Origin of the sequence: Pseudomonas sp. Y39-6, assembly GCF_023651955.1 — a bacterium.
Taxonomy (GTDB): Bacteria; Pseudomonadota; Gammaproteobacteria; order Pseudomonadales; family Pseudomonadaceae; genus Aquipseudomonas; species Aquipseudomonas veronii.
On record NZ_CP069594.1, the window covers coordinates 1,299,314 to 1,322,578 of the forward strand.

19 protein-coding genes and 1 pseudogene are annotated in these 23,265 nt (G+C 49.7%); 10 read left to right on the forward strand and 10 right to left on the reverse strand.

The genetic code is table 11. From position 1 onward, the window contains the following. Positions 1 to 279 precede the first annotated feature (279 nt). The 5 genes from JN756_RS05880 to JN756_RS05900 all read left to right on the forward strand — a co-directional run bounded on the left by JN756_RS05880 (position 280) and on the right by JN756_RS05900 (position 5,857). On the forward strand, positions 280 to 1,185 hold the full coding sequence (locus tag JN756_RS05880) for a cation diffusion facilitator family transporter (RefSeq protein ID WP_026136732.1): 906 nt from the start codon (positions 280 to 282) through the stop codon (positions 1,183 to 1,185). A gap of 567 nt (positions 1,186 to 1,752) precedes the next feature. Further along, complete coding sequence (locus JN756_RS05885) at positions 1,753 to 2,427, forward strand: heavy metal response regulator transcription factor (RefSeq protein ID WP_017736210.1); 675 nt, start codon at positions 1,753 to 1,755, stop codon at positions 2,425 to 2,427. Continuing rightward, entirely contained in the window at positions 2,424 to 3,842 is a 1,419-nt protein-coding gene (locus tag JN756_RS05890) for a heavy metal sensor histidine kinase (protein WP_017736209.1), read from the forward strand. The genes JN756_RS05885 and JN756_RS05890 overlap by 4 nt, the downstream gene beginning before the upstream one ends. A 735-nt stretch (positions 3,843 to 4,577) precedes the next feature. Further along, a complete protein-coding gene (locus JN756_RS05895) occupies positions 4,578 to 4,799 on the forward strand; it encodes a hypothetical protein (protein WP_026136731.1) in 222 nt (73 codons plus the stop codon). Positions 4,800 to 4,879: 80 nt separating this feature from the next. Continuing rightward, positions 4,880 to 5,857, forward strand: a complete 978-nt coding sequence (locus JN756_RS05900) for an IS5 family transposase (protein WP_250690870.1) — start codon at positions 4,880 to 4,882, stop codon at positions 5,855 to 5,857. Between the two features lie 377 nt (positions 5,858 to 6,234). Here the strand turns inward: JN756_RS05900 and JN756_RS05905 are convergent, their stop codons facing one another. The 7 genes from JN756_RS05905 to JN756_RS05935 all read right to left on the reverse strand — a co-directional run bounded on the left by JN756_RS05905 (position 6,235) and on the right by JN756_RS05935 (position 15,892). Continuing rightward, a complete protein-coding gene (locus JN756_RS05905) occupies positions 6,235 to 7,635 on the reverse strand; it encodes an ArnT family glycosyltransferase (protein WP_017736207.1) in 1,401 nt (466 codons plus the stop codon). Further along, on the reverse strand, positions 7,629 to 8,612 hold the full coding sequence (locus tag JN756_RS05910) for a glycosyltransferase family 2 protein (protein WP_026136730.1): 984 nt from the start codon (positions 8,610 to 8,612) through the stop codon (positions 7,629 to 7,631). Before JN756_RS05910 ends, JN756_RS05905 begins: the two co-directional genes overlap by 7 nt. After that, positions 8,578 to 8,997, reverse strand: a complete 420-nt coding sequence (locus JN756_RS05915) for a GtrA family protein (RefSeq protein ID WP_081609224.1) — start codon at positions 8,995 to 8,997, stop codon at positions 8,578 to 8,580. Before JN756_RS05915 ends, JN756_RS05910 begins: the two co-directional genes overlap by 35 nt. A gap of 630 nt (positions 8,998 to 9,627) precedes the next feature. Then, positions 9,628 to 9,954 (reverse strand): DUF2790 domain-containing protein, encoded by a 327-nt coding sequence (locus tag JN756_RS05920; protein ID WP_017736204.1) that lies wholly within the window; start codon positions 9,952 to 9,954, stop codon positions 9,628 to 9,630. Between the two features lie 156 nt (positions 9,955 to 10,110). Further along, on the reverse strand, positions 10,111 to 13,266 hold the full coding sequence (locus tag JN756_RS05925) for a CusA/CzcA family heavy metal efflux RND transporter (protein WP_017736203.1): 3,156 nt from the start codon (positions 13,264 to 13,266) through the stop codon (positions 10,111 to 10,113). A gap of 24 nt (positions 13,267 to 13,290) precedes the next feature. After that, entirely contained in the window at positions 13,291 to 14,547 is a 1,257-nt protein-coding gene (locus JN756_RS05930) for an efflux RND transporter periplasmic adaptor subunit (protein WP_017736202.1), read from the reverse strand. 67 nt (positions 14,548 to 14,614) lie between these two features. Next, a complete protein-coding gene (locus JN756_RS05935; protein ID WP_081609223.1) occupies positions 14,615 to 15,892 on the reverse strand; it encodes a TolC family protein in 1,278 nt (425 codons plus the stop codon). Between the two features lie 401 nt (positions 15,893 to 16,293). Here JN756_RS05935 and JN756_RS05940 point away from each other — a divergent pair, with 401 nt between their 5' ends. Together JN756_RS05940 and JN756_RS05945 are read left to right on the forward strand one after the other, a co-directional pair. Next, entirely contained in the window at positions 16,294 to 17,640 is a 1,347-nt protein-coding gene (locus tag JN756_RS05940) for an OprD family porin (protein WP_026136728.1), read from the forward strand. 497 nt (positions 17,641 to 18,137) lie between these two features. Then, positions 18,138 to 18,812 carry a heavy metal response regulator transcription factor gene (locus tag JN756_RS05945; RefSeq protein WP_017736199.1) on the forward strand — a complete coding sequence of 225 codons (675 nt, stop codon included), beginning with the start codon at positions 18,138 to 18,140 and terminating at the stop codon, positions 18,810 to 18,812. A gap of 257 nt (positions 18,813 to 19,069) precedes the next feature. Here the strand turns inward: JN756_RS05945 and JN756_RS05950 are convergent, their stop codons facing one another. Together JN756_RS05950 and JN756_RS32190 are read right to left on the reverse strand one after the other, a co-directional pair. Further along, positions 19,070 to 19,306 carry a hypothetical protein gene (locus JN756_RS05950; protein ID WP_017736198.1) on the reverse strand — a complete coding sequence of 79 codons (237 nt, stop codon included), beginning with the start codon at positions 19,304 to 19,306 and terminating at the stop codon, positions 19,070 to 19,072. Positions 19,307 to 20,232: 926 nt separating this feature from the next. Next, positions 20,233 to 20,667: a hypothetical protein gene (locus JN756_RS32190; RefSeq protein WP_026136727.1), complete on the reverse strand. Its 435-nt coding sequence runs from the start codon at positions 20,665 to 20,667 to the stop codon at positions 20,233 to 20,235. 296 nt (positions 20,668 to 20,963) lie between these two features. On the opposite strand from JN756_RS32190, the gene JN756_RS05955 reads away from it, so the two are divergent. Next, positions 20,964 to 21,419, forward strand: coding sequence for a helix-turn-helix domain-containing protein (locus tag JN756_RS05955; protein ID WP_017736196.1), 456 nt, complete (start codon positions 20,964 to 20,966; stop codon positions 21,417 to 21,419). A gap of 131 nt (positions 21,420 to 21,550) precedes the next feature. Here JN756_RS05955 and JN756_RS05960 read toward each other — a convergent pair whose 3' ends face one another. Next, positions 21,551 to 21,817, reverse strand: coding sequence for a YebG family protein (locus tag JN756_RS05960; protein WP_026136726.1), 267 nt, complete (start codon positions 21,815 to 21,817; stop codon positions 21,551 to 21,553). Positions 21,818 to 22,382: 565 nt separating this feature from the next. Here JN756_RS05960 and JN756_RS05965 point away from each other — a divergent pair. Together JN756_RS05965 and JN756_RS05970 are read left to right on the forward strand one after the other, a co-directional pair. Next, positions 22,383 to 22,628 (forward strand): annotated as a pseudogene (locus JN756_RS05965) (phosphate-starvation-inducible PsiE family protein); the annotation flags it as partial. A gap of 121 nt (positions 22,629 to 22,749) precedes the next feature. Further along, entirely contained in the window at positions 22,750 to 23,199 is a 450-nt protein-coding gene (locus tag JN756_RS05970; RefSeq protein WP_102618919.1) for a phosphate-starvation-inducible protein PsiE, read from the forward strand. Positions 23,200 to 23,265 lie beyond the last annotated feature (66 nt).

Genomic DNA, 23,265 nt, shown 5'->3' on the forward strand with positions numbered 1-23,265 from the left:
AATTACAATCCCGACAGAATCCCGCCTAGACCTTTTGATTTCGCCTGAGTCGCCTTATGATCAAAATCAGTAGCAATCTACCACTTGAAACGTAGCCACCGTTTAGCATGGCGCTTAAAACTCAGCATTCGTAAAGTCGTTATTTTATCCTATACCTGACCAAAATATGATTTTTTCTAAAAGTCGGCGAACAGAATACTTAATTAAGCTATATTTAGGAAACACGTAGCTCCATAGCAGGGCAAGTGTGCGTCCTCTACGTTACGGAAGGAGAAGTATGTGGCATCTAATCACTCTCATGGCGCTGCAGCGCTAAGTGAAGGTCACCAGAAAAAGCTAGTCATGGCACTGGCCTTGACAGGCAGCTTCATGATTGCTGAAGTGATCGGAGCATGGATTACTGGCAGCTTAGCATTGCTGTCCGACGCGTCGCATATGCTTACAGATACTGCCGCCCTGATGATTTCGTTGATTGCGCTTCAAATAGCCAAGCGGCCAGCAGATCAGAAACGAACTTTTGGCTATGCTCGCCTGGAAATTTTAGCATCCACATTCAACGCCCTATTGCTCTTCATGGTGGCTATTTACATTTTGTACGAAGCTTATCAACGCTTCCTAATACCTTCTGAGATCGCAACCGGCGCGATGATGTGGATCGCTATTGGGGGCCTTGTTGTAAATCTGATATCGATGCGCTTGCTCTCCTCAGCGAGTAATGAAAGTCTGAATGTCAAGGGAGCCTATCTCGAAGTTTGGAGCGACATGCTTGGGTCATTGGGCGTGATAATTGCCGCACTTATAATCCGGTTTACGGGTTGGAGTTGGATCGATACGGTCGTCGCCGTAGCGATCGGAGTATGGGTGCTGCCGCGCACTTGGCAGCTAATGCGCGAGAGTTTGGGAATCCTTATGGAAGGGGTTCCTGGCGGCCTCAACATTAAGGAGATCGAGTCGACGATTCTACGTGTCGATGGTGTCACAGACGTTCATGATCTACATGTTTGGGCTGTAAGTAGCGGTCGCAACGTACTGACGTCGCACGTTGTAGTTCGCGACTCAGTAGATCGAGATGCTGCGCTAGCAGATGTAATCAATGCGGTAAGTCATGCGTTCGACATTCACCATTGCACAATTCAAATGGAGAATACGGACTTCCATAAGGACACTCCAATTCCTCCACACTAGTCAACCTAGAAAAATTAAATCGTAGGATTAATATTGAAGGCGTCAGCACCAAAAATTTAGATTAATTTTGGCTCATTACTTAGCGTCGAGAGACAGGTCAATTAAAAATTATTTTATTGTCACGTTGCGTTAGCAACAATGCCACCAGCTGAAGGTTACAAAACTAAAATATTGGCACGTTAAGCAGGAATATAATTTTTACTCGGATCGATTGATGCCAAATCACAATGGAACTGACCAAAAAAATATCCAGCGGCTCTCGAGCAGAATAGTCTGGTGCATCCGCCAGTCGTGGCAGTGCTCAACTACCTGATTGATCAAAGCTATGCTGCACCAATAATTTAAATCGCCACAACTTTCAGTGGCCTTGCGATCAAATTAAAAATTTGTAATTTTTCGCCAAAACCCACTATTTCGCGTTAATATTTGAGCATCCTGAGTTGATCACGGCGTATTGATATAGGTAGAAATCACCACATGCCAAGCACGCAGAGAAACTTTAAACTGGCCTTAAATCACGATCAGGGAGAGCTCGGCCCACTCCTTACTCACACCTTGAGATAAGTTATGCGCGTACTAGTTGTGGAAGACGAGATTAAAACCGCGGAATATATTCAGCAGGGTCTATCCGAAAGCGGGTACGTCGTAGACATTGTACACAATGGTGTTGATGCTCTTCACTTGTTCAATACGATTGTTTATTCGCTCGTACTCCTAGATGTGAACCTCCCTGGCATCGATGGTTGGGACCTCTTGGAAACTATCAGAAAAACTAGCCGGGTTCGCATCATCATGCTGACTGCCCGCGGACGCATTAATGACAAGCTTAGGGGCTTGGATGGTGGTGCAGATGATTATCTCGTCAAGCCCTTTGAGTTCCCCGAATTGCTTGCTCGCATCCGGTCACTGCAAAGGCGTGGCGATGAGCTTGTCGAGAAGAGCACACTTATAGTTGCGGATTTGGAATTGGATTCCTTGCGCCACAGAGTATGCCGAGGAGCGACACGCATTGATCTCACCACAAAGGAATTTGCTCTCCTGCACCTACTAATGAGCAGAACAGGCGAAGCGCTTGCCCGTTCGCAAATAATCTCGTTGGTCTGGGACGTAAATTTTGACTGCGATACTAACGTCATTGATGTCGCCATCCGGAGATTGCGCTCAAAAATTGATGATCCATTTGAGACCAAGCTCATACACACACTTCGAGGCGTCGGATACGTGTTGGAGGAGCGTACATGAGGCCTTTCAGCCTCGCTGTGAAGGTGGGATTCAAAGTTGGAATGATGAGTGCGGCGTTGCTGCTTCTTTTCGCCACCTTCGGTTATCTGATGGTGAGCCAAGCTCTTGAGAGAAACGCCCGAACCGACCTCGAAGTGAAAATGGCAGGCATGGCTCACAACCTTTCCGCAATCACTGCTATTTCTGGTGTAAATGCAGACGCCCACCAGCTTGTTGACTTGGTCATGGGGCATAACAATCTTTACGTCAGCATCTTCGAATCGACACAAACTCTAACTCCATTGCTCTCGATAGGCTCGAAGCAAGTCAACATGGAAGTGCACAAATTCCAGCCTACCGAACAGGCGGAGCAGCGAGAGTGGCGCGACTCGACGGGCCGCCCGCTAATGAGCGCCTCACGAGTCATGCGCTTAGGCGATGGAACCGAAGTTAGTGTATTCATGACCATGGACCAGTCATCTAACCATGCCCTTCTTGATGCGTTGCTCACCTGGGCATTAATGGTGTCGCCTCTTATTCTCATGCTGATCTTGGCAATTGGGTGGTGGACTGTACGCAGAGGACTGCTCCCCCTCACCAAGTTCCTGAAGGTCGCCTCAAGGATTTCCACCGAGAGCCTTGAGCATCGCCTTCCAACAAAGGGGATGCCGGCAGAACTTAAGAATCTCGCCGATGGAATTAACATCATGCTGATGCGTTTAGACGACGGAGTTCAGCAGCTTTCGCAGTTCTCTGACGACCTTGCTCACGAACTGCGGGCACCACTGTCTAACCTGATGGGTAAAGCTCAGGTCGCGTTAACCCGGGAACGATCCCTCCCTGAGTATAGAGAGGTCCTAGAGTCGTGCACAGAAGAGCTACATCGCATGAGCCGGATGGTTTCCGACATGCTATTCCTAGCCCAAGTCAGCCACCCAGCGTCAATGGTAGAGTTCGGAAGCGTATCTCTAATCGACGAAACTCAGCGGGTCTGCGATCTGTTCAGCATTTCGGCCGAAGAAGGTGAGATACAGCTCCAGATCGCAGGAAGTGGAGACGTGGTGCATGGTAATCAGATAATGATTCAGCGAGCCGTCTCGAACCTGGTCTCGAACGCGATCCGCTACTGCCCTCGTGGTCGGACGGTTTACGTGAAGGTTCAACGTGGTGCTGACGGCGCCACATTGAGTGTTGGCAATCCGGGACGTGGGATCGCCAAGGAACACCACGCGCATTTGTTCGAGCGATTTTACCGGGTGGACAAAAGTCGAGCACGAAGCGAGGGTGGCACCGGTCTTGGCTTAGCTATCGTTCAGTCAATCATGATTTTGCATCAGGGTTCGGCAAGCGTGGAAGTTACGGATCAGAATTTCACTTGGTTTCACCTTAACTTCCCCGAAGTTCAAATGAAACAACAAGAAATGAAGCCAGCTTAGCTCCGTGTAACGAAGAAGGCCCGGTTATAGATGGGCCCCCTTCGCTCTAGGTGCAGGTGCGAATGCCTGAGACGTAGCCGACGCGTGGGTGCTCAAGGACTCACTGACGTTATGCGAGAAAAAAACTCTATCGCCAGAATCCTCACATGGCGCGTAGAAAACCGACGGTCTCTGAACTTCAGACCGAATAATTCGCAACCGTTGCTTTTGCCTAGCGCTCAACGATCAGAGACCCCGCTACACTCTGCAGAATTTGAAATGCTTCGAACTGTAAGTCGATCTCGACGGCATGAGGCCGCACCTTCTCTCTTGCACCTTCCCCCGGAATATGCGGCGGAGATCGTAAATTCATGGAAAAAAATCAATTGATCTCCCCCCGACCGCGTCGCGCGCCCTAATGTGAAATGAAAGCTCACTTAGCTGTAAATTGAGTCTTGATGCATGGGCGAAAATCAAAGACTTCTGCCACTCAGGGCTCTAAAACGAACATGATTAGCTCCTTGGCAAGCAAGAAAAGCCTACAGTGTTAATGCACCGGATATCAAAATTGAAAATTAATAAAAGCCCCAGCTCTTCATCGTCTTTTGTTATCGCCTGGAAGACTTAAACCTTCTCGCCAAGCGTAAAATTACGAAATTGTAATTATTAACTCACCTTGCCGTTAGCTTCGTAATCCTAGACTAGTAACCAACAAAGGATGCTATCAAGGCAGACCTAGTGAATATCGAGGCTTCAATGAAATTCGTAAAATACTTCTCTATTGGCAGCCTGCTAATTGGGCTTACAGGTTTCGCGTTTGCTGAAGATGGTTTCGAGCGAACTAAGCAGTTCAAGGAAAACTTCCGAGCCGAACAGGCTCGCTTGTGGGGCCCTGACTCCTCGGAGCAAGGTAAACAGAAAGTTGCTCAAGAAAAGCAGGAAGAGCGTCAGGATCGTCAGGAGCAAGCCGACAACTAATAGGCGGTTAGGAAACTCTGAAAAAGACTTCCAACTCTGGTGAAATACGCCTGTCCCACGAACTGAACGGTTGAGCCCCGATGAAGCAAATGTCTTTCGCTGATGCCGAGTACGCAGGCAAACGTAAGCAGACCCGCCGCGAGCGTTTCCTGATTGAGATGGATCAGGTTGTGCCCTGGAAAGGTCTGATTGCGTTGATCGAGCCGTACTATCCGAAGGGCGAAGGCGGTCGTCCGGCGTATCCGTTGATGGCCATGCTTCGGGTTCATCTGATGCAAAACTGGTTCGGCTACAGCGACCCGGCGATGGAAGAGTCCCTCTACGAAACCACGATTCTGCGCCAGTTTGCCGGGCTGCACTTGGATCGGATTCCGGATGAAACCACGATCCTCAACTTCCGCCGGCTGTTGGAAAAGCATGAGCTGGCCGGTGGTATTTTGCAGGTCATCAACGGCTATTTGTGTGATCGTGGTTTGCTGCTGCGCCAAGGTACAGTGGTCGATGCGACGATCATTCATGCACCCAGTTCGACCAAGAACGAGGACGGTAAACGCGACCCTGAAATGCACCAGACCAAGAAAGGAAATCAGTACTTTTTTGGGATGAAATCGCACATCGGTGTCGATGCGGAATCCGGTTTGGTGCATAGCGTAGTGGGCACGGCGGCGAATGTGGCGGACGTGACCCAGGTCGACCAGTTGCTGCATGGCGAGGAAACTTACGTCTCTGGCGATGCCGGTTACACCGGTGTAGAAAAGCGTCCCGAGCATCAGGATCGCGAGATGATCTGGTCGATTGCCGCGCGCCCAAGCAGCTATAAGAAGCATGCAAAAAAGAGCCTGATCGGTCGTGTGCGCCGCAAAATCGAATACGCGAAAGCACAAGTACGAGCCAAGGTTGAGCATCCATTCCGGGTAATCAAGCGCCAGTTTGGTTATACGAAAGTCCGCTTCCGAGGCTTGGTTAAAAACACTGCGCAGCAGACCACACTGTTTGCCTTGTCGAACCTGTGGATGATGCGAAAACGGCTGTTGAATGCAGGCGAGGTGCGCCTGTGATGCGGACAATGAGCCTTGAAAAGGTGCTATCTCGCAAAAAAACGCGAACTGAGAGGAGGAAAGGCCTGATTTCCGAGCAAGTCGGCGTTTTTTGAACCTAAAACAGCGAGGCCGTTAAAAACGGCTGCTTACTTCAGACCTTCCTTAGATGTAAAATGACGATTCGTATCGACGAAAAGCCAGATTAATATCTGGCTTTTTCTTACATTTAGTGTTAGCTATTCCAGCGGTGATAGACGGAACTACTCAGATACAGAGATTATCTCTAAGACTTATTGTTCTTTTAAATCTGAAATAACGTCACGCTTTGAGTATGTCCTTCATCGGATGATCATTTTCGATTAGAGCCCGCTACGCCATCTGCTGCAAAATCTTCACTATCTTGGCCCAGTATTCTCCCAACGACAAAGAAGCAGTAGGCTTGCGTTCGTTTCGGTAACTCTTACGCAACCTAGGCCTGTAGGCAGATCAGCATTGCTGTCGCGCAAACGCCTGGAAAGATAGAAAAAGCTGTTGCGAGGCCACTCATCAGGATCTTTGATGTTTTCGGACATTCCCCTACTATAAAACTCAGAAGAATACGAACGACGGCCAGGATAGATCAGGGCACCCGATTGAGCCGACTGTGCTTTGAACCAGGCGTCAACCACATCTCGCTGGTTTTGAGGGCGTTCGTCTAGTACTCCAGCGTAAATGATACCTGCGCCCACAATTGGCAGCAGGAAAGCGCTCGCTGCAGCAGCCCGGCTGGTATAAAGGCCGACTTCACTGATTCGCCCTGCAAGAAGCAGCGCCCAGGCGGGTAGAGCCGGGAGCAGATAGGTCCAGAGAATGTTGCCAGAGAACGTGAAGAAGAGAGGCGTGGCCAATGCCCAGAGCCACATATAAGCCTCGAAACGCCGCATCGATGCTCTTCTGCGAATCATTAGAGGCAGGAAAAATGCCCAAGGCAACAGCGACAGACCGAGCTGGATCCAGATGGTGCCATATGGCTTGGCATGTGCACTGCCATATAGGTCCCCAGCCCAATCACTAATTACATATCGGCTCCAGTGTTCACCAACAAAAAAATATTCCATGAACCCAGGCGTCTTTATTTCGGCCGCGACATACCAAGGCACAGAAATACCGAGCATGAGAATAATCCCGGTTACCCACGGAAGCATCATCATCCGATTCCATTCTTTGTGGATGACGATCCAGGCGAACGCCGGCATGCCCATCAACACCAGTGTCAGTGGTCCCTTAGCGAGTAAGCCCAAGCCAAGACCTAAGAACATCAGATAGGCATCCGCTTTGCCTGCACACTTCATCCAACGCCAAAAACCATAGCTAGCAAGCAGTATCGAGAACGACAGAACAGGGTCAGTCAGTACAACACCACTGGATACCAGGCCCAGTGTCGTGCTTGAGAAGATGATGGCTCCCCAGATGCCAGCCCTGCGCGACATCTCCTGGGTCGCGAGCTTAATGATGATAAAGCAGCTTGCTAGGTGAAGTAGCCAAGCTGGAAATCGGGCAGCGAATTCGTTGATACCGAATAACTTCATGCTCGCTGCCTGAGTCCAGAAAGACAGTGGCGGCTTACCCCAAAACGGTACTCCATAATCGAACATTGGGGTAATCCAGTCATTCAGTTCGACCATCTTGCGTGCCATTTCGGCATAGCGTGCTTCGGACGTATCCATCAGGGGATATGCTCCCAGCCCCAGAAGACGTAAAAGCAGAATCGAGATTAGGATCCACAGCAGTGTCCGCTCGTTTTTCAAGTTCAGCATTTCTTACTCTCGATCGAGGAAACCGGAGGGTGAATAGTCACGGGGGTTGCTTTGTTATTGCTCTTCAAAAAATAAAGCGGTCGGCGTTTGACTTCCGCGAGCGTCACACCCAAGTACTCGCCCACCATGGCAACCCCCAAGCACATAAATGAAGCCATTCCGAGCAGCAAGTGATGGATGTCGAAGGAGCCTGCCACGAGCGCTGCGAGCAGGAAACAGATACTGGAGACGAAGAAGCCGAAGCTAATGAGGCTGAATATACGCAGCGGCTTTCGAGAGAAACTGAGAACACTTTCAATGGCTAGATTGAACAGCCCAGCGGCGTTCCATTTGGTATTACCCGCATGACGAAAAGTGCGATTGTAGGGTAGCTCTATGGTACGAAAACCCACCCAGCCGATCAGGCTCTTAAGAATTCTGGAGCGTTCGTCTAGCGCTCTCAATGCAGCCAATGGCGCAGGGCCAATCAGACGGAAGTCACTGACATCCGCCGGGAGATCAACTTTCTCCACCAGTCGCTGCATGATCCAGTAGTAACTGCGCGCACTCATGCGCTTTAGCAAGGAATCGCCGGTTCGCAAGTCGCGTTGCATGTTCACAACGTCGTAACCCATCTGCCAGTGGTGCACCATGCTCGTAATGAGTTCAGGCGGGTCCTGCAGGTCCACGTCAATAAAGATCAATGCGCTACCGCGCGCGTGGTCGATGCCTGCACTTAACGCAGCCTCTTTGCCGAAGTTTCGGCTCAGGAACAGGCAGCGTACATCAGATCCATCCTGATAGTGGCGAAGTAAGTCTGCAGTACGGTCATTGCTTCCGTCGTCGATATAAAGAATCTCGCACGAGACAGGCAAACACCTTACGACGCGGGTGATGCGCTTGTGAAATTCGGGAATGGTTTGCTCTTCTTGAAAGCAGGGCACCACAATGGTTAACAAAGGATCAGGGCGTTCGGAAAGCCGATGTAATGTCTGCATGATTGAATGTCCAGAAACGGTGTGCGATGAATCCGAGCGCAGTTAGGATTAACGTCACCAATATCTGGGATATAAACGGTGACAGGTCAATTTTAATTAAGACCCACATGCCCATTCCATTACCGAGGTTTGTCGCCAACGAAATCAGCAAAAACCTAATGGGTTGAAGCTTACAATCTCCCTTCGCTATAAAGCAGAGCCTTTTATTACCAACATAGCTAACAAACGCGCCTAAGACGCCTCCGCTAACGCTGGCCAACACTGGATCAGCAAACCCGCTCGCGACCAGTGCAAGGAAAACAGAGTAATGCATTCCCGTTGCAATAGATCCGACCCCTAGATAACGAATAAATAACGCTACAATAGGCAAGTTTTTATTTTCCATCTGCGAAGCTTAAGGAGTTCAAAGTGAAAAAAAAGTGAAAATTACATGTGATTTCAGAGCTGAATAACTTCAACATGACTCGAAAATTACAATTTTGAAAAAAACAGATAATCCATATCACAAGTATAGATACCCCACATTACCCTGCTGCGAGTTGAATGGGTGACCACATAGTAAGTTTGTCTATCGCAGAGATTAGTTAGTGCAGAGAGACTGGAATCACAATTGTACGCTTCTAGGATTTCCCACATACCACAAGCTTCCAATTTACTCCACAGGTCGAAGTCTTAGAAATACACTGCCCCAATCATTCGGCCTCGCCAATTTTAGCCGTCTTAATATCAAAATATTCAAAAGGTTAAGTACCAAAAGCTCACTCTGAGCAAGCTGCGATCAGGTTAATCTAGGGAAAGTTACTATTGCTTAGCCATCAGGAGGGTCAACCAGATGTTATGAACTCGATCGTTCTGAATGCAGGTGTTCCAACCAAGTATATTAGCTATAACGTATTAAGGCTTGAGGGCGAGTAGCACCGTCGGTGCAACAATTTTTGCCTAGTACCACTCCAGGCGCCTTAAAAAACGCCAGGCATTGCCTGGCGCTTATTAAATGCCTAGCCATTCAAAAAATTCAGCTTTTGTTATTCGGGCATTGCGAGAATACAGAATAGCGAATCGTCTTGAGTTCACCCTGGGGGTCTTCGTAGCTCATCAATCGTGAATAAATCTGGCAAGTACGAGGGTCCTGGGATTGACGTACGAATTTCTCTACATCAATCTTCATGCCGTATTTATAGTCGACAATCTCTGGCATAGGCTTGTTATTTTTTTTCGCGTAGGCAGCCACGGCACTTTGGTGCTCCTGGATGTATTCCATCTGCTTCTTCTCCGAAAAAGTAGTGGCTTGCGAAGTCATAGAGCAAAAAACAAGTGCAGCTGCAACAATAAGCTTTTTCATAAGTTTCTCTCGATATCAATGTCACTGGATGCAACCTTATCAATTCATAGGCATCACCGGCATGACGGAAAACTTACAATTTTGAAAGGTGAAATATCGACCCTATAAAAACGAAAAAGCCCACAACTGTTGTTGTGGGCTTTTGTTTATCGGCTATCAGCTTTCTGCTTCATCGCCGTCATCATCCTTGCGATGTGCCCATTGATACAGAGCAGGCAACACCAGCAAGGTAAGTGCGGTGGAGGACAAGATACCGCCGATCACGACTGTAGCCAGCGGCCGCTGAACCTCTGCACCGGTACCGGTTGCCAGTGCCATAGGTATGAATCCCAGGGATGCAACAAGGGCAGTCATCAGCACTGGCCGTAATCGAGTCAATGCGCCTTCATCAACTGCGTGACGTAGGGTACGCCCTTCCTCACGTAGTCCGCGGATAAAGGAAATCATTACCAAACCGTTCAACACAGCTACACCGGAAAGCGCAATGAATCCGACCCCTGCCGAGATCGACAGCGGGATATCCCGCAGCCAAAGCGCGACTACGCCACCCGTGAGTGCGAATGGGATCCCGGTGAAGACCAGCATGCCATCCTTGAGGTTGTTGAACATCAAGAACAACAACGTCATGACCAACAGCAAAGCTACCGGAACAACTACCTGCAGACGTTTGGCTGCTGACTGCAGTTGCTCGAACTGACCACCCCACGTGGTCCAGTAGCCAGCGGGAATCTCCACGCCGGTTGCCAGAGCACTGCTCGCTTCTTCAACAAACGAACCAAGGTCACGCCCCCGAACGTTTGCGCTGACCACAACAACACGCTTACCGTTCTCTCGGCTTATCTGGTTCGGACCTAGCTGCAGATCCAGGCTAGCCACTTGGGACAGCGGAATGAAGCCGATTTGATTCGCCCCTTGTGCCGCATTCGGCGGCACGGGAATCAGCAAGCCGGACAACCCCGCTACATCTGTACGCAGTGTTTCAGATAGACGTACCACCATATCGAAGCGGCGATCGCCCTCATAAAGCGTGCCGGCCTGACGACCACCTACTGCGATTGCAATCGCATCTTGCACTGCGCCGATGTTCAGGCTGTAACGTGCTGCCTTCTCCCGATCAATATTGATGGTAAGTACAGGCAGGCCTGTAGTCTGCTCTACCTTCACCTCCGAAGACCCCTGGACACCCTTTAATGCAGTGGCTATCTTCGCTGCTGTTCGATTTAGAACGTCCATGTCATCGCCGAACACCTTGACGGCCACGTCACTGCGGACACCCGAAATGAGTTCGTTGAAGCGCAGTTGAATAGGTTGGGACAACTCATAGTTGCTGCCAGGCACACTTGCTGCAGCTTTCTGAACTTCAGCAATTAGCTCTTCACGCGATCGATTGGGATCTGGCCACTGGTCTTTCGGCTTCAGCATCACGTAAGCGTCTGAGATATTCGGCGGCATTGGATCGGAAGCAATTTCCGCTGTGCCGGTACGGGCAAACATTCGCTCGACCTCAGGCACCTGCTCAATGACGGCTTTTTCCAAGCGCTGCTGCATGTCTACGGACTGAGTCAAGCTAGTCCCCGGTACTCGTAAAGCCTGCAGCGCAAAATCCCCTTCACTCAGACTCGGAATGAACTCACTGCCCATTCGGCTCGCGAGCACACCACTTAGAACGACCAAGGCTATGGCGGCGGAAAATGCGATGCTTCTATGCTTAAGCACCCACTGCAGAACGGGAGCGTAACGCTGCCGTGCAATACGCATCACCATCCCCTCTTCTTCCTTGACCTTGCCTGTGACGAACATGGCAATTGCCGCAGGAACAAAGGTTACGGAGAGAATCATCGCGCCGACAAGTGCCATCACCACGGTAAATGCCATGGGGTGGAACATTTTTCCTTCGACACCGGTGAGTGCAAAGATCGGCAAATACACAACCATGATAATCAGCTGACCGAAGATCAAGGGGCGGCGAGCTTCCCGTGCAGCTGCAAAAACCTCGTGAAAGCGCTCGGCTTTGGTGAGCATCCGCCCATGCTTGTTTTGTGCATGAGCCAGGCGCCTGATTGCGTTCTCGACAATCACTACCGCCCCATCAACAATGATGCCAAAGTCGAGTGCGCCAAGGCTCATCAAGTTGGCACTGACCTTGTTGTTGAACATGCCTGTAAACGTGAACAACATGGACAACGGGATCACCATGGCAGTGATCAGTGCCGCACGGATGTTACCGAGGAACAGGAACAAGATAACGATTACAAGAATCGCCCCTTCAATCAGGTTCTTCTTCACTGTCGATATGGCTTTTTCAACCAAATTGGTACGGTCGTAGACGGTAACGGCAACAACGCCCTTGGGTAGGGTACGGTTAATGTCAGCCAGTTTGGCTGCAACAGCTTGAGATACTGTCCGGCTGTTTTCGCCGATCAGCATGAACACCGTACCCAATACAACCTCTCGACCGTTCTCAGTAGCAGCTCCAGAGCGGAGCTCTTTCCCGATGCTGACTTCAGCGACATTGCTGACTCGAATCGGCACGCCATCGACACTGGTAATCACAATATTGGCGATATCTTCGATACTGCCTACCTGGCCGGGTGCGCGGATGAGCAACTGCTCACCGCTGCGCTCGACGTAACCGGCGCCAACGTTGGCGTTGTTGCTTTCCAAGGCAGCGACCAGATCATTAAGAGTCAGCTTGTAAGTGGCCAGACGTTTCGGATCCGGAGCAATCAGGTACTGCTTGGCATAGCCACCAATGGTGTTGATCTCGGCCACACCCCGGACGTTGCGCAATTGTGGCTTGATTATCCAATCCTGGATCACGCGCAAATCAGTTGGTGTATAGGCCGTACCATCCTCTTTGACAGCGCCTTTCTCAGTCTCGACAGTCCACAGGAAGATCTCGCCGAGACCCGTTGATACAGGCCCCATCACTGCGTCTACGCCATCCGGCAACTGCTCCTTCGCTACCTGCAGTCGCTCGTTGACCTGTTGCCTAGCGAAGAAGATGTCGGTGCCGTCTTCAAAAATGACGGTGACCTGAGATAGTCCAGAGCGAGAAAGGGAACGAGTCTGCTGAAGGCCCGGCAAGCCAGCCATTGCCGTTTCAACTGGAAAGGTAATTCGCTGTTCGGTTTCCAACGGAGAGTAACCAGGAGCAGCAGTGTTGACCTGAACCTGTACGTTGGTAATATCTGGTACTGCATCAATAGGCAGCTTTTGATAGCTGTAGACACCGATACCGGCCATGATCAGCACGGCTATCATTACAACGATGCGCTGCTCAATGGCGAATCTTATGAGACGTTCAAACATGTGGAATGATCCTGTCAGTTCGCATCAGTGACTGTGCTCGGCACTAGCCTTGCCGAGCTCGGACTTGAGCGTGAAGCTGCCACTGGCTGCCACTTGGGCGCCGGATTGGAGGCCTTCGGTTATTTCCACATAGCCACCTGCACGGCGACCAAGCGTTACCGTGCGAGTGTCAAATCCCTCAGTGGTCCTGACGAATACCGCAGGCTTTTCCTCAACGGTCTGCACTGCGGATTCTGGAACGGCTACGGCCACCCGATCAGTCTGTGAAGTGACCGCGATGCTTACGAAAAGGCCTGGTCGCCAGGCTCCATTTGGATTGGTCAGCGTGACGCGAACGGTCGCTGCACGGTTCTGCTCACCCAGGAGGCTGCCTACATAACCAACCTTGCCGTCCACCTCAGCCTTCATGTCAGGCGAAGAAACCTTTACCGCACGGCCTGTCACAACCTTCCCCAAATCGCTCGGAGGAACTGCGAAGGTTGCCCACACCTGATTGAGGTCTGAAAGAATGAAAGCGTTGGTTGCCTCGCTGACAACCTCACCGACGGTCAGGTGCTTCTCCACGACAACTGCGTCGAAGGGCGCGCGAAGCTCGTAGCGGTTACCGCCGGCAGAATTGACCGATGCCCCGATAGCTCCGACCTTTTGCTTAGCATTGGCCAAGGATATATCTGCCTCTTGCAACCCTTGACGAGCCTGGAGGTAATCCTGTTCGGCGGAGATTTTGTCCTGCCACAACTGTTTCTCGCGGTCGAAGGTCAAACGTGCCAGTTCTACACGTCGTTGAGCGGCTTGTTGCTCACTGCGTAGATCGGAGATCTGTTGACTCGCAATCACCGCAAGGACTTGCCCCTTCTTAACCGACTCTCCGAGGTTGGCCTGAACGCTTTCTACAACGCCAGGTACGCGAGGCACGACATGCGCTGTATGGTCCTCGTCAAACCGTATCTCGCCAGGAAAAGTCACGACGGTGCTAAGTTCACGGGGAGCCGCAGCTTCGAGGACGACACCGGCAGCCTTGATCTGCTCAGCGCTAAGCGTCATCTTGCCTTCTTCCTCCTCTCCCTTTTCGCTGTCGCTGTGGCCCTCCTCACCGTGGCCATCATCCCCCCCCTCTTCAGCGGGTGCTGCGGCAATCTTCTTATGCTCATGGCCGTCCTCAGCGCCGTGTTCGGCATTACTGGCTGGCGGCTGCTCAGAACTAGAGTTCCAGGCGAAGCTGCCAAATCCAAGGGCTGCCACAGCGACTACCGCCAGTGCGATCTTACGTTTGTTGTCCATTGTTACTCCTGCTGATCGTAGGTAGCGGCTTATTCAAAGACGCGTACCGAGGAAAATGTCTAGGCGTTCAGCGAAAACTGGCATTCGATCCGACGTCGCCATAAACCCTTTCCACCTGCGCACGCGCATTGGTTGCAGCCGCCAACGAGTCGAGGTACTGGCCACGAGCGACTATCAAGGTGCGCTGCGCATCCAGCACTTCGATGAAGCCGAATTTGCCCATCTCAAATCCACGCGTTGCGGTATCCACGGCCAGTTGAGCTGAAGGCAGAATCGTCTTGTCGTAAGACTCGACCTCTTGCATGGCGGTAGCCCACTGGTTAACTGCGGTTTGGGTTTCGGAGCGTAGCCTTAGCTCTACAGCGTTTCGTTGGTCTCGGGCCTGATCTGCGCGGCGAGAAGCGGAAAGAATGTTGCCCTGATTACGATCAAAGAGCGGCAAAGGCATCGACAGCCCCACGAGGTTGACCCGCTCGCGAACAGACCGGTCATATTGGCTACCCACACTCACAGTGAGATTCGGGATACGTTGGGCCTTTTCCGACCCGAGTGAGGCATCGCTCTTGTCTATTTGAGCAAGCGCCTGTCGCATCTCTGCAGTTTGATCAAGCTTCGCCAATAATTCTGCGGCCTGCGGCGGAATGCCGGGAGATAGGTTTGGCGAGTCCAGACGATCAAATGCAGTAGCCGAGCTGCCTATTACCTGGGCCAATTGCTGGTAAGCCGTTGACTTCGCTGTTTCAGCGCGCCTTACCTGTAACTTGGCTTCAGCCAACTGCACCTGGGCGCGCGTAGCCTCCACCGGTGAGGACTTACCGGCGCGCACCCGACCATCGACTATGCGCAGACCGCGTTCGGTGAGCTCCAAAGATTGTTTTGCCAGGTTCAAGCCTGTCTGAGCCCTTAAGGCGGCGTAGAAAAACTGGACAACATCCGCACGAAGACCATTGACTCGTCGGTCCAGCTCTAGCTGCGCGACGGTTTGACCGTAGGTGGCAACTTCGATACGAGCACTTCGTTTGCCACCCAACTCTAAAGGCTGACTAAGGGTGACTGTGGTCGTGCTTGTATTACGACGGGTGTCTTCCACGTCATACGAAATTTCAGGATTAGGGATGAGTCCCGCTTGCTTGCGAACTCCTTCCGAGATGCCGATTTCCTGACGCGCAGCTGCAAGATCGGGGTTAGCATCCATTGCAGTGGAAAGCGCTTCGGCCAGGCTAATACTCTGAGCAAATGCGGCTGGCACGATCGCTCCTGAAAGGAGCGTACAGAATGCAATGGCTCTCAAGGGAAAGACAAAGACAGAGGTTTTAGATAAAACGTTGTGATTATACCAGGGCACTTTATGGTCCTCGTGCACAAACTTTGATAAAGCTTGGCGAGAACGTATTTACAGCCGCCAAGCTCCACTGGATCAGGTGATGGCACTCTAATCAGCGATCGCTATCAGTGGGGTGGCTGTAAAATTACAATTTCGTTAGAAAGTACGTTCGACATTAAAATTTCCCGCCCAGTTGCGCACGGGACAAGCTATTGAGTAAATCAGTCCGCAGCTACAAAACGTCCTTAAATACGACAGATAACAATTAGATTGCCAAATTGTAATTTTTCTATCACCAATCCGTTATCTTTGATCTGCAACTATCATGTCAGGTCCTACGCAGGTGCCCGGCCGGGCCACAAAAAAAATATAGCCGTGTCGGTAAATCAAAATAAAAGCTGCCGTAATCAAAGGGGCATCAAATGAAAATTAAAGTACCGTTGTGTGTGTTGGCAGCTTCTGCTTTTTCCATAAGCTATACAGCTATAGCAAACGCGGAAGATAAGTCATCAGAAGGTTTTATTGACGGTAGCAGCCTCACTGTTTTAAACCGAAACTTCTATTTCAATCGTGATAATCGCAGCTCTTCTGCGCCAACGTTCAATAGCGGCAAGGGAAACACCAACGGATATTCTGAAGCTTGGGCGCATGCGATAATTTCTAAATTCAACTCGGGCTTCACCCAAGGCACCGTCGGCTTTGGTTTAGATGCCTTCGCTATGATCGGCCTCAAGCTCGATACAGGCGATGGCCGTAACGGCGGCCGAAGCTCCTTCGATGTGTTGCCAGTTGATGGAAAGGGCCAGGCCCGTGATGAATACACGAAGGTTGGGGGGGCTGCCAAAGTCCGCCTGTTCGATACCGTAGTGAAATTGGGTGATGTCTTCCCAGCGACACCAGTCGTTGCATCAGGAGACGCACGTCTACTGCCAGAAAGCTTCCGCGGTGTAACGGTTGAAAACACCAGCATGCAAGGCCTCACCCTGCAGGGTGGTAGACTACACGCGATGAGCCAACCAGTATCCAGCGACCTGAACGATAACTTCGTGACCTTCTATGGCGGCCCAGTCAACTCGCCTTGGATCGGTTACGGTGGCGGCGATTACAAGGTCAACGACAGTGTTACTGTAAGTCTCTATGCCAGCCAGCTAAAAGATGTATGGAATCAATACTACGCCGGGACAAGCGTCTCCTACCCGCTTAGCAATGATTTGACCCTGATCAGCGGCTTTAATTACTATAAAGCTGTTGACGAAGGCAAGAAACGTTTGGGTGAGTTCGATAATAATATCTGGAGCGCCAAGCTCGGCGTCAGGTATGGTGCACACACCCTCGCACTGTCGCATCAGCGTAACAATGGCGATGACGATTTCGACTATTTACGTCAATCAGACTCGATATTCGTCGACAACTCAATTCAGTACAGCGATTTCAACTCGCCAAAAGAACGCTCTTGGATGCTGCGCTACGACCTAAACATGACCGACTACGGTATTCCAGGCCTTTCGTTCATGACTCGCTATGCCAAAGGCTCTGGCGCGGACTACTCTAATGCCAATCAGTTTTACATGCGTACCGATGACAATGGCAATCCGCTCACCAATCAGAAACGTTGGGAGCGTGACATTGAGGTTAAATACGTAGTGCAAACAGGAGCTGCCAAAGACCTTTCTTTGAGATTGCGCCAAGCAAATACACGAGCAACTGCTTTCGAATCGGATTTGGATGAAGTGCGCCTGATCGTTGAATACCCACTTTCGGTACTATAAGCCATTGCGTTGCTCTGCTACTCCTCCAGCCGGAACTTCTGAAAAGCAAATCGCTAGTTCAACGAATTCACCTTGAGTTGCTTAAATGCTCCTTTGGTAAAAGGTGAATATTTTACGCCCTTCGGGGCGTTTTTTTTTTACTAAAATTCCAATACCTGTTCAAGGATGTGCATGGCATCCCGATGGAGTTCATGGCTGCACCAGTGGCCCACGTCCTCAACGTGAGAGTCGACCCCATCATCTGAACGGAACAGAGCGCCCACGACAAATAGAACAACCCAATATTTCATAAGGTAAATTCACCTAATGGGGGAGGGTCCGCAATTGACAAACCCAGATGGCGACACATTAACCTGCGAGGTTATCAAGCGTATTGCTTAACAATTACAAGTCCGTTATTTAAGCCACGGACAGTTAGTTTTGATTTACCATTCCCCCCAATGATGACTGCGCACTTGCGTGGTTAAAACTGCTGAGTAATATCGAGACAAAATCCAATGCGAATTCTGGTAATTGAGGATGAAGTAAAAACTGCTGAATATGTACGCCAGGGCCTCACTGAGTGCGGATATGTAGTGGATTGCGTACATACCGGCTCTGACGGGCTATTTCTGGCCAAGCAGCACATGTACGAACTCATTATTCTAGATATCAATCTTCCAGAGATGGATGGTTGGCAAGTTCTAGAACTATTACGACGGAAAGATTGCTCTTCGCGTATTATGATGCTCACTGCCCGCAGCCGACTAATCGATAAAGTCAGAGGTTTGGAGAATGGAGCTGATGACTACCTAATTAAACCCTTCGAATTCCCCGAATTGCTTGCTCGAGTTCGCGCATTGATGCGTAGGTCGGATAGTGCTGCATCTGTAGAAATTATTCGCGTAGCTGACCTTGAGTTGGATCAAAGCCGCCACAGAGCGTTCAGAGATGGTCAGCGTATAGACTTAACAACAAAGGAGTTTGCTCTGCTGCACTATCTAATGCGGAATACGGGCATTGTTCTGAGCCGCACACAAATCATATCTCAAGTGTGGGATATGAATTTTGACTGCGACACTAATGTCGTTGAGGTTTCCATAAGAAGACTTAGAGCCAAGATGGACGACCCTTTTGAGAGTAAGTTAATTCACACACTTAGAGGCGTGGGATATGTTCTAGAAAAACGCTAGATTTACATTATTAAAAATAATGAACGTGCGAATAATATTTGATGCTTTCAAATAATGCCCCGTTCAAAATCCTTGGTAGCAATATAAAGCGCTCAAATTCAGACTATTAAAAGTGTTCGTTCAGGAGGGTGTTTTTAGCAGAGCAGTCAGGAAAGCCTTAAATTTTAATATGTCGCCAAATTCATGCTCCCAAGTGGCGCTCCGCAGATTCACTACTTTGAGATTGACATCATCGAAATGGCGCCGCCATAGGGCAATTACTTGTCGAATACTGCAGAGAAAATCTTACTGCCGCCTTGTTGTTGGTCTTGTAAAGACCTGTAAGCCTTCAGCCACTTCCCGGCCTCCCGCTCAGCTCTTGTTCTCTCGAACAGCATCTGGGTCTGAGACTCAAGTGCTAACTCAAAGCGCTTCTTAAGATCAATGTTTTCTTGTTTTATCTCTTCAATTTTTTTTGGCAGCCTCACCACGTTGAGGCAATTTTCTTTTTCCATTTTTTAAAACTATATCCCTCACTTAATAATATTTAGTATTTGATCAAGCTATGAGGGATCGAGACCTACCAGTCTCGTCGTCTACGGCGGACAACGTGAATTCTACCTTGGCTTTGCGCTGCATTTCTAAATTTTTATGATTACGGGGCACGTTGTTTACCAGCCTCTCAAAAGCATCGCTTATAATATCAAGCTCGTCAATAGAGCGTTTTCGAAAATTAGTCATTGATATTAAATTGCCGCCTATTCCGACTAATTACCCAAAGACAAAATCCTTATAGTTTTTCGCCTGTTCAGCCTGTTTACGGATAACAGCGAATGAAGATTCACTCTTAGGCATATCCGAAGTCAAGAAATTCGAATATTCTGAATATCGATATTTCCAGAATGATAAATGGCTTCTGTTAATAATAAAAAATTGACATCCTAAACATACGCTAAGCTGCTGAGTTTTATAATTAGGTGCTCTACCTATCGGGGCCTTCTTCCGCATACTCGATGTCACTGCAACTGCGAATCATCTAGAGGAAGACCAGTGGCGTGCGGTGCGAACCAGATAACCAATCCTTTTTCAAACAAAAAAGTGTCTAACATCAGCCCATCCTTGGGCCTTATTTTGACCCTTTTGCTATCGTGGATACCACATAAAGCGTTAACCAAAGTAGGAGAAAATCCTCTTCTAACAACAAACTTTGACTGACGGGAGGAGGCCACCATAACAACCACTGTCGAGTCCGCGACTAGACAATAGGCGCGTCCAGGAAAGTAAAATCCAACCTAATCTGTTGCCGCTGACCGAAAACTGACCCATTGGGTCAGTTTTCAATCGGCGCCAACATACGACAATTTCGCGGGCATCCGACAGAGCTTCGGCGGCACGTTTGAAATCTGACATCAGAAAGCTCCTCGGTAAGGAGCCAGGAGACTTAAGCGAACTTGGGACTGATCGTCGACTTGCGCCTCAGGTAGAGGGGAGCGTACATCTGGTGACTGGCTGATTTGGGAGCCGGCACTGATATCCTAGGGCGGTGATTTTCCAAGCGCTTTTTCGAGAACCACACCTGTGATGTCTTTTTTTTGCGAAGGTCCAGCTCTCCCATTTTGTAAACACCGCGAGAGGTGCGATATACAACAGCACTTTCTTGAGTTGCTATGCCTTGGAAGCAAATAATTTGGTCCAGGTCCTCCAAACTCCATCTGCCGGAACGGGTCAGGGCTGGTGGGCACAGCATCTGCACGTGACTGATGACAACGTCAGGAGCAGCATTCATATAGTACTGAAGTTCATACGCACAGCTGACCATCGCAGCGCGATCACTCATCCCTGTCTGGGCTGAGGTAATGGTGATAAGAAATCCCACCCCCTCTAGTTCACAGTGTGTCCTAGTGAAAACTTTACGTTCTGCAGGGTCAAGTATGTATATCAATTGCCAACCCATTCCCGATTCAGTCCGTGCCGCTCGTACACTCACAGTGGAAAAATATTCGGTATCGCAGGACTCATCTCGACTGCGTTGTGAGTGTTTGAGGATTTGTAGAACGTTCCTGGAAGGATGAGGATTCCAAGCTTACGCGCTATATATGCATTTTATACCCCCACGATGTGATGCGTCAAAGCGTGGCTTTATTCTCTCTTTTGTGAGTACACGGAAGAGAGATGGATTATTTGGAGGCTTTGGGGCAGGTCATAAGGGAAGTCCGGGTTGCTGCTGGGCTCAGTCGAGAGGGCTGTGCACAAGTCCTAAATCGAGATCATCTTGCCAAGGTCGAACAAGGACGCCTGGCCATTTCTGTTCTCAAACTCTATTCTTTATGCGAATGCCTAGGCATCTCCCTCAGCCTTGTGCTTATGGCTGTGGAGGCGCGCATGGTTGGTATCGACCTTGAAGCCTATCGGCATCAGCAAGAACGTGATTTAAACCGACTTGTCGGAGCTGGCCTGCTGAGTAGTGTTATCAATCATGGTGCGAGCCGCGGGGTACGTGGAAAGCGGGCAGAAGATAATCGTTTGGCCATCCAGACTTTGCAAACCGAAGGATTAGCAAAAATGGAGATCGTTCGTAGACTGGGTGTCAGTCGCGCCACAGTCGACCGTTATTGGCTGAAGCGATGAGCGACCAAACACTCCCGAGGGGGTTGTAATTTTAAAAATATTCCAAACATTCCCATTATGCTGGAGCTTAGTTTGCATAAGCTCCAAACGCTTACTAAACGGTCAATCACGTTCGAAGGCTCTGACCTATTTCATCCTTCAGTACCAGTAGCTTCAGAAAGCTCGCTCAAAGCGCCCACATTGTTTTTGAAAGCTGCTGCAAACACTGAGCGATTTTTAGCCATGTAGATGCTCACATCCTCTGCGTGTTTCTCAGATAGCCCCGGTACATGCTTCATCAGTGTGTCCGTCAGCAGCTCCGCCAGCTCAAGCATTTGATCATGCGCATCAGCGAGTTTGCGGTCCACAAAAGTAGTCTCCAGGTCTCGGGTACTGCGATAAAGAGTCTCAACTGCCATTTTGGCCTCGTCGTCTGTCTGTCCAGCGTGTATGAGGAAGCATTTGTTCAAATCAAATGCTGGCCGATGAATCTTGCGAACTGTTGCGCTAAAGCCCTACGAGCTAACTAGGCAGGGTGGCAAAAGCGAAAACTAGGCAGGATAATTGGTTTCGAAGGACAATATTTCTCCATCTGGATACGTAGGCTGCTGATACTACGGCAGTTTTAGATGCAGCTACCCCGACCAATGGCCTATCTAGGCAGTCCGCTAGTCCGCAAAACGATAAACAAACGCTCCAGATCTCGGCTGCTGCGGTATACCACTTCGACGGCCATTCACCACCTCACATGCCTTCACGATAGTTGTCTTTTGCGACTACTGTATTTATATACAGCTAAAAGGGTAAGCCAAACCGTGGGGTTTGGGTAGCAGTTTTTTAATGTAGCCCGGAAATACAGGTTTGGAGTGTCTCATGTCACCCCGCCATCATCTTACCCCTGCCGCTGGCCTTTTTTCTGCATGCAGAACAACCGTCACGTCCAAGCGGCACTATCCGGTCGAGCCGACCTAAGGAAGCATCATCGTGAAAATCAACCGGGTCGAAAAGCTGCGTCAGAATGTCCACGGGCTGGCCGAGTCGCTGGGTAATCTGTTTGTCGAGTCGTTCGACTACCTGGCGTTGTTCGCTATCGGTGCGGTGACCGCCTGGGCGGCGGTGATGGAATTTCTGGGGATGCTGGAGAACGGGCACATCAAGATCGATGACATCTTGCTGTTGTTCATCTACCTGGAATTGGGCGCCATGGTCGGGATTTACTTCAAAACGAACCTACCTGAATCTAACATTTTTTCTTATAGGCAAAAAAAGGGTGAAACCCCTATGATTTCTGGTCTTTGGCGCGCTTGAAGGCGGGCTAGGCTGTTTTTTTCTGTGATGGATGGTGTGAGCTATGAGTGAAATTCGTGGGATTGAGAAGCTGCGCAAAAGCTTGCACAGTGGCGCTGATTCGGTAGGAAATTTGGTGGTTGAGGCTTTCCACTACCTGGCTCTGTTCGGCATTGCGGCTATAACGGTATGGGCCGCTATCAGTGCCTTTATAGGTATGCTGGGGCAAGAGAAAATCAGCGTTGATGACATTCTATTGCTATTCATTTATTTAGAATTGTTAGCAATGAGCGGGATTTATTTTAAAACAAATCATATGCCCTTGCGATTTTTGCTGTACATCGGCGTGACTGCATTAATTCGGCTTTTGATTAGCGATGTTTCGCACCATAACGCGCCGGACCTTGGCATTATTTACGTGTGTGGCGGGGTGCTTCTTTTAGCCCTTTCGATTCTCGTTGTTAGGTTTTCGTCTTCTAAATTTCCATCAGTGAAAGAAAAAATAGAAAGCTGATGTGTGTGTTAGGGTTTGTAATTTTTTAGTAAGGACTTATGTCTTTTTTGTTGTTTGATTTGTTGA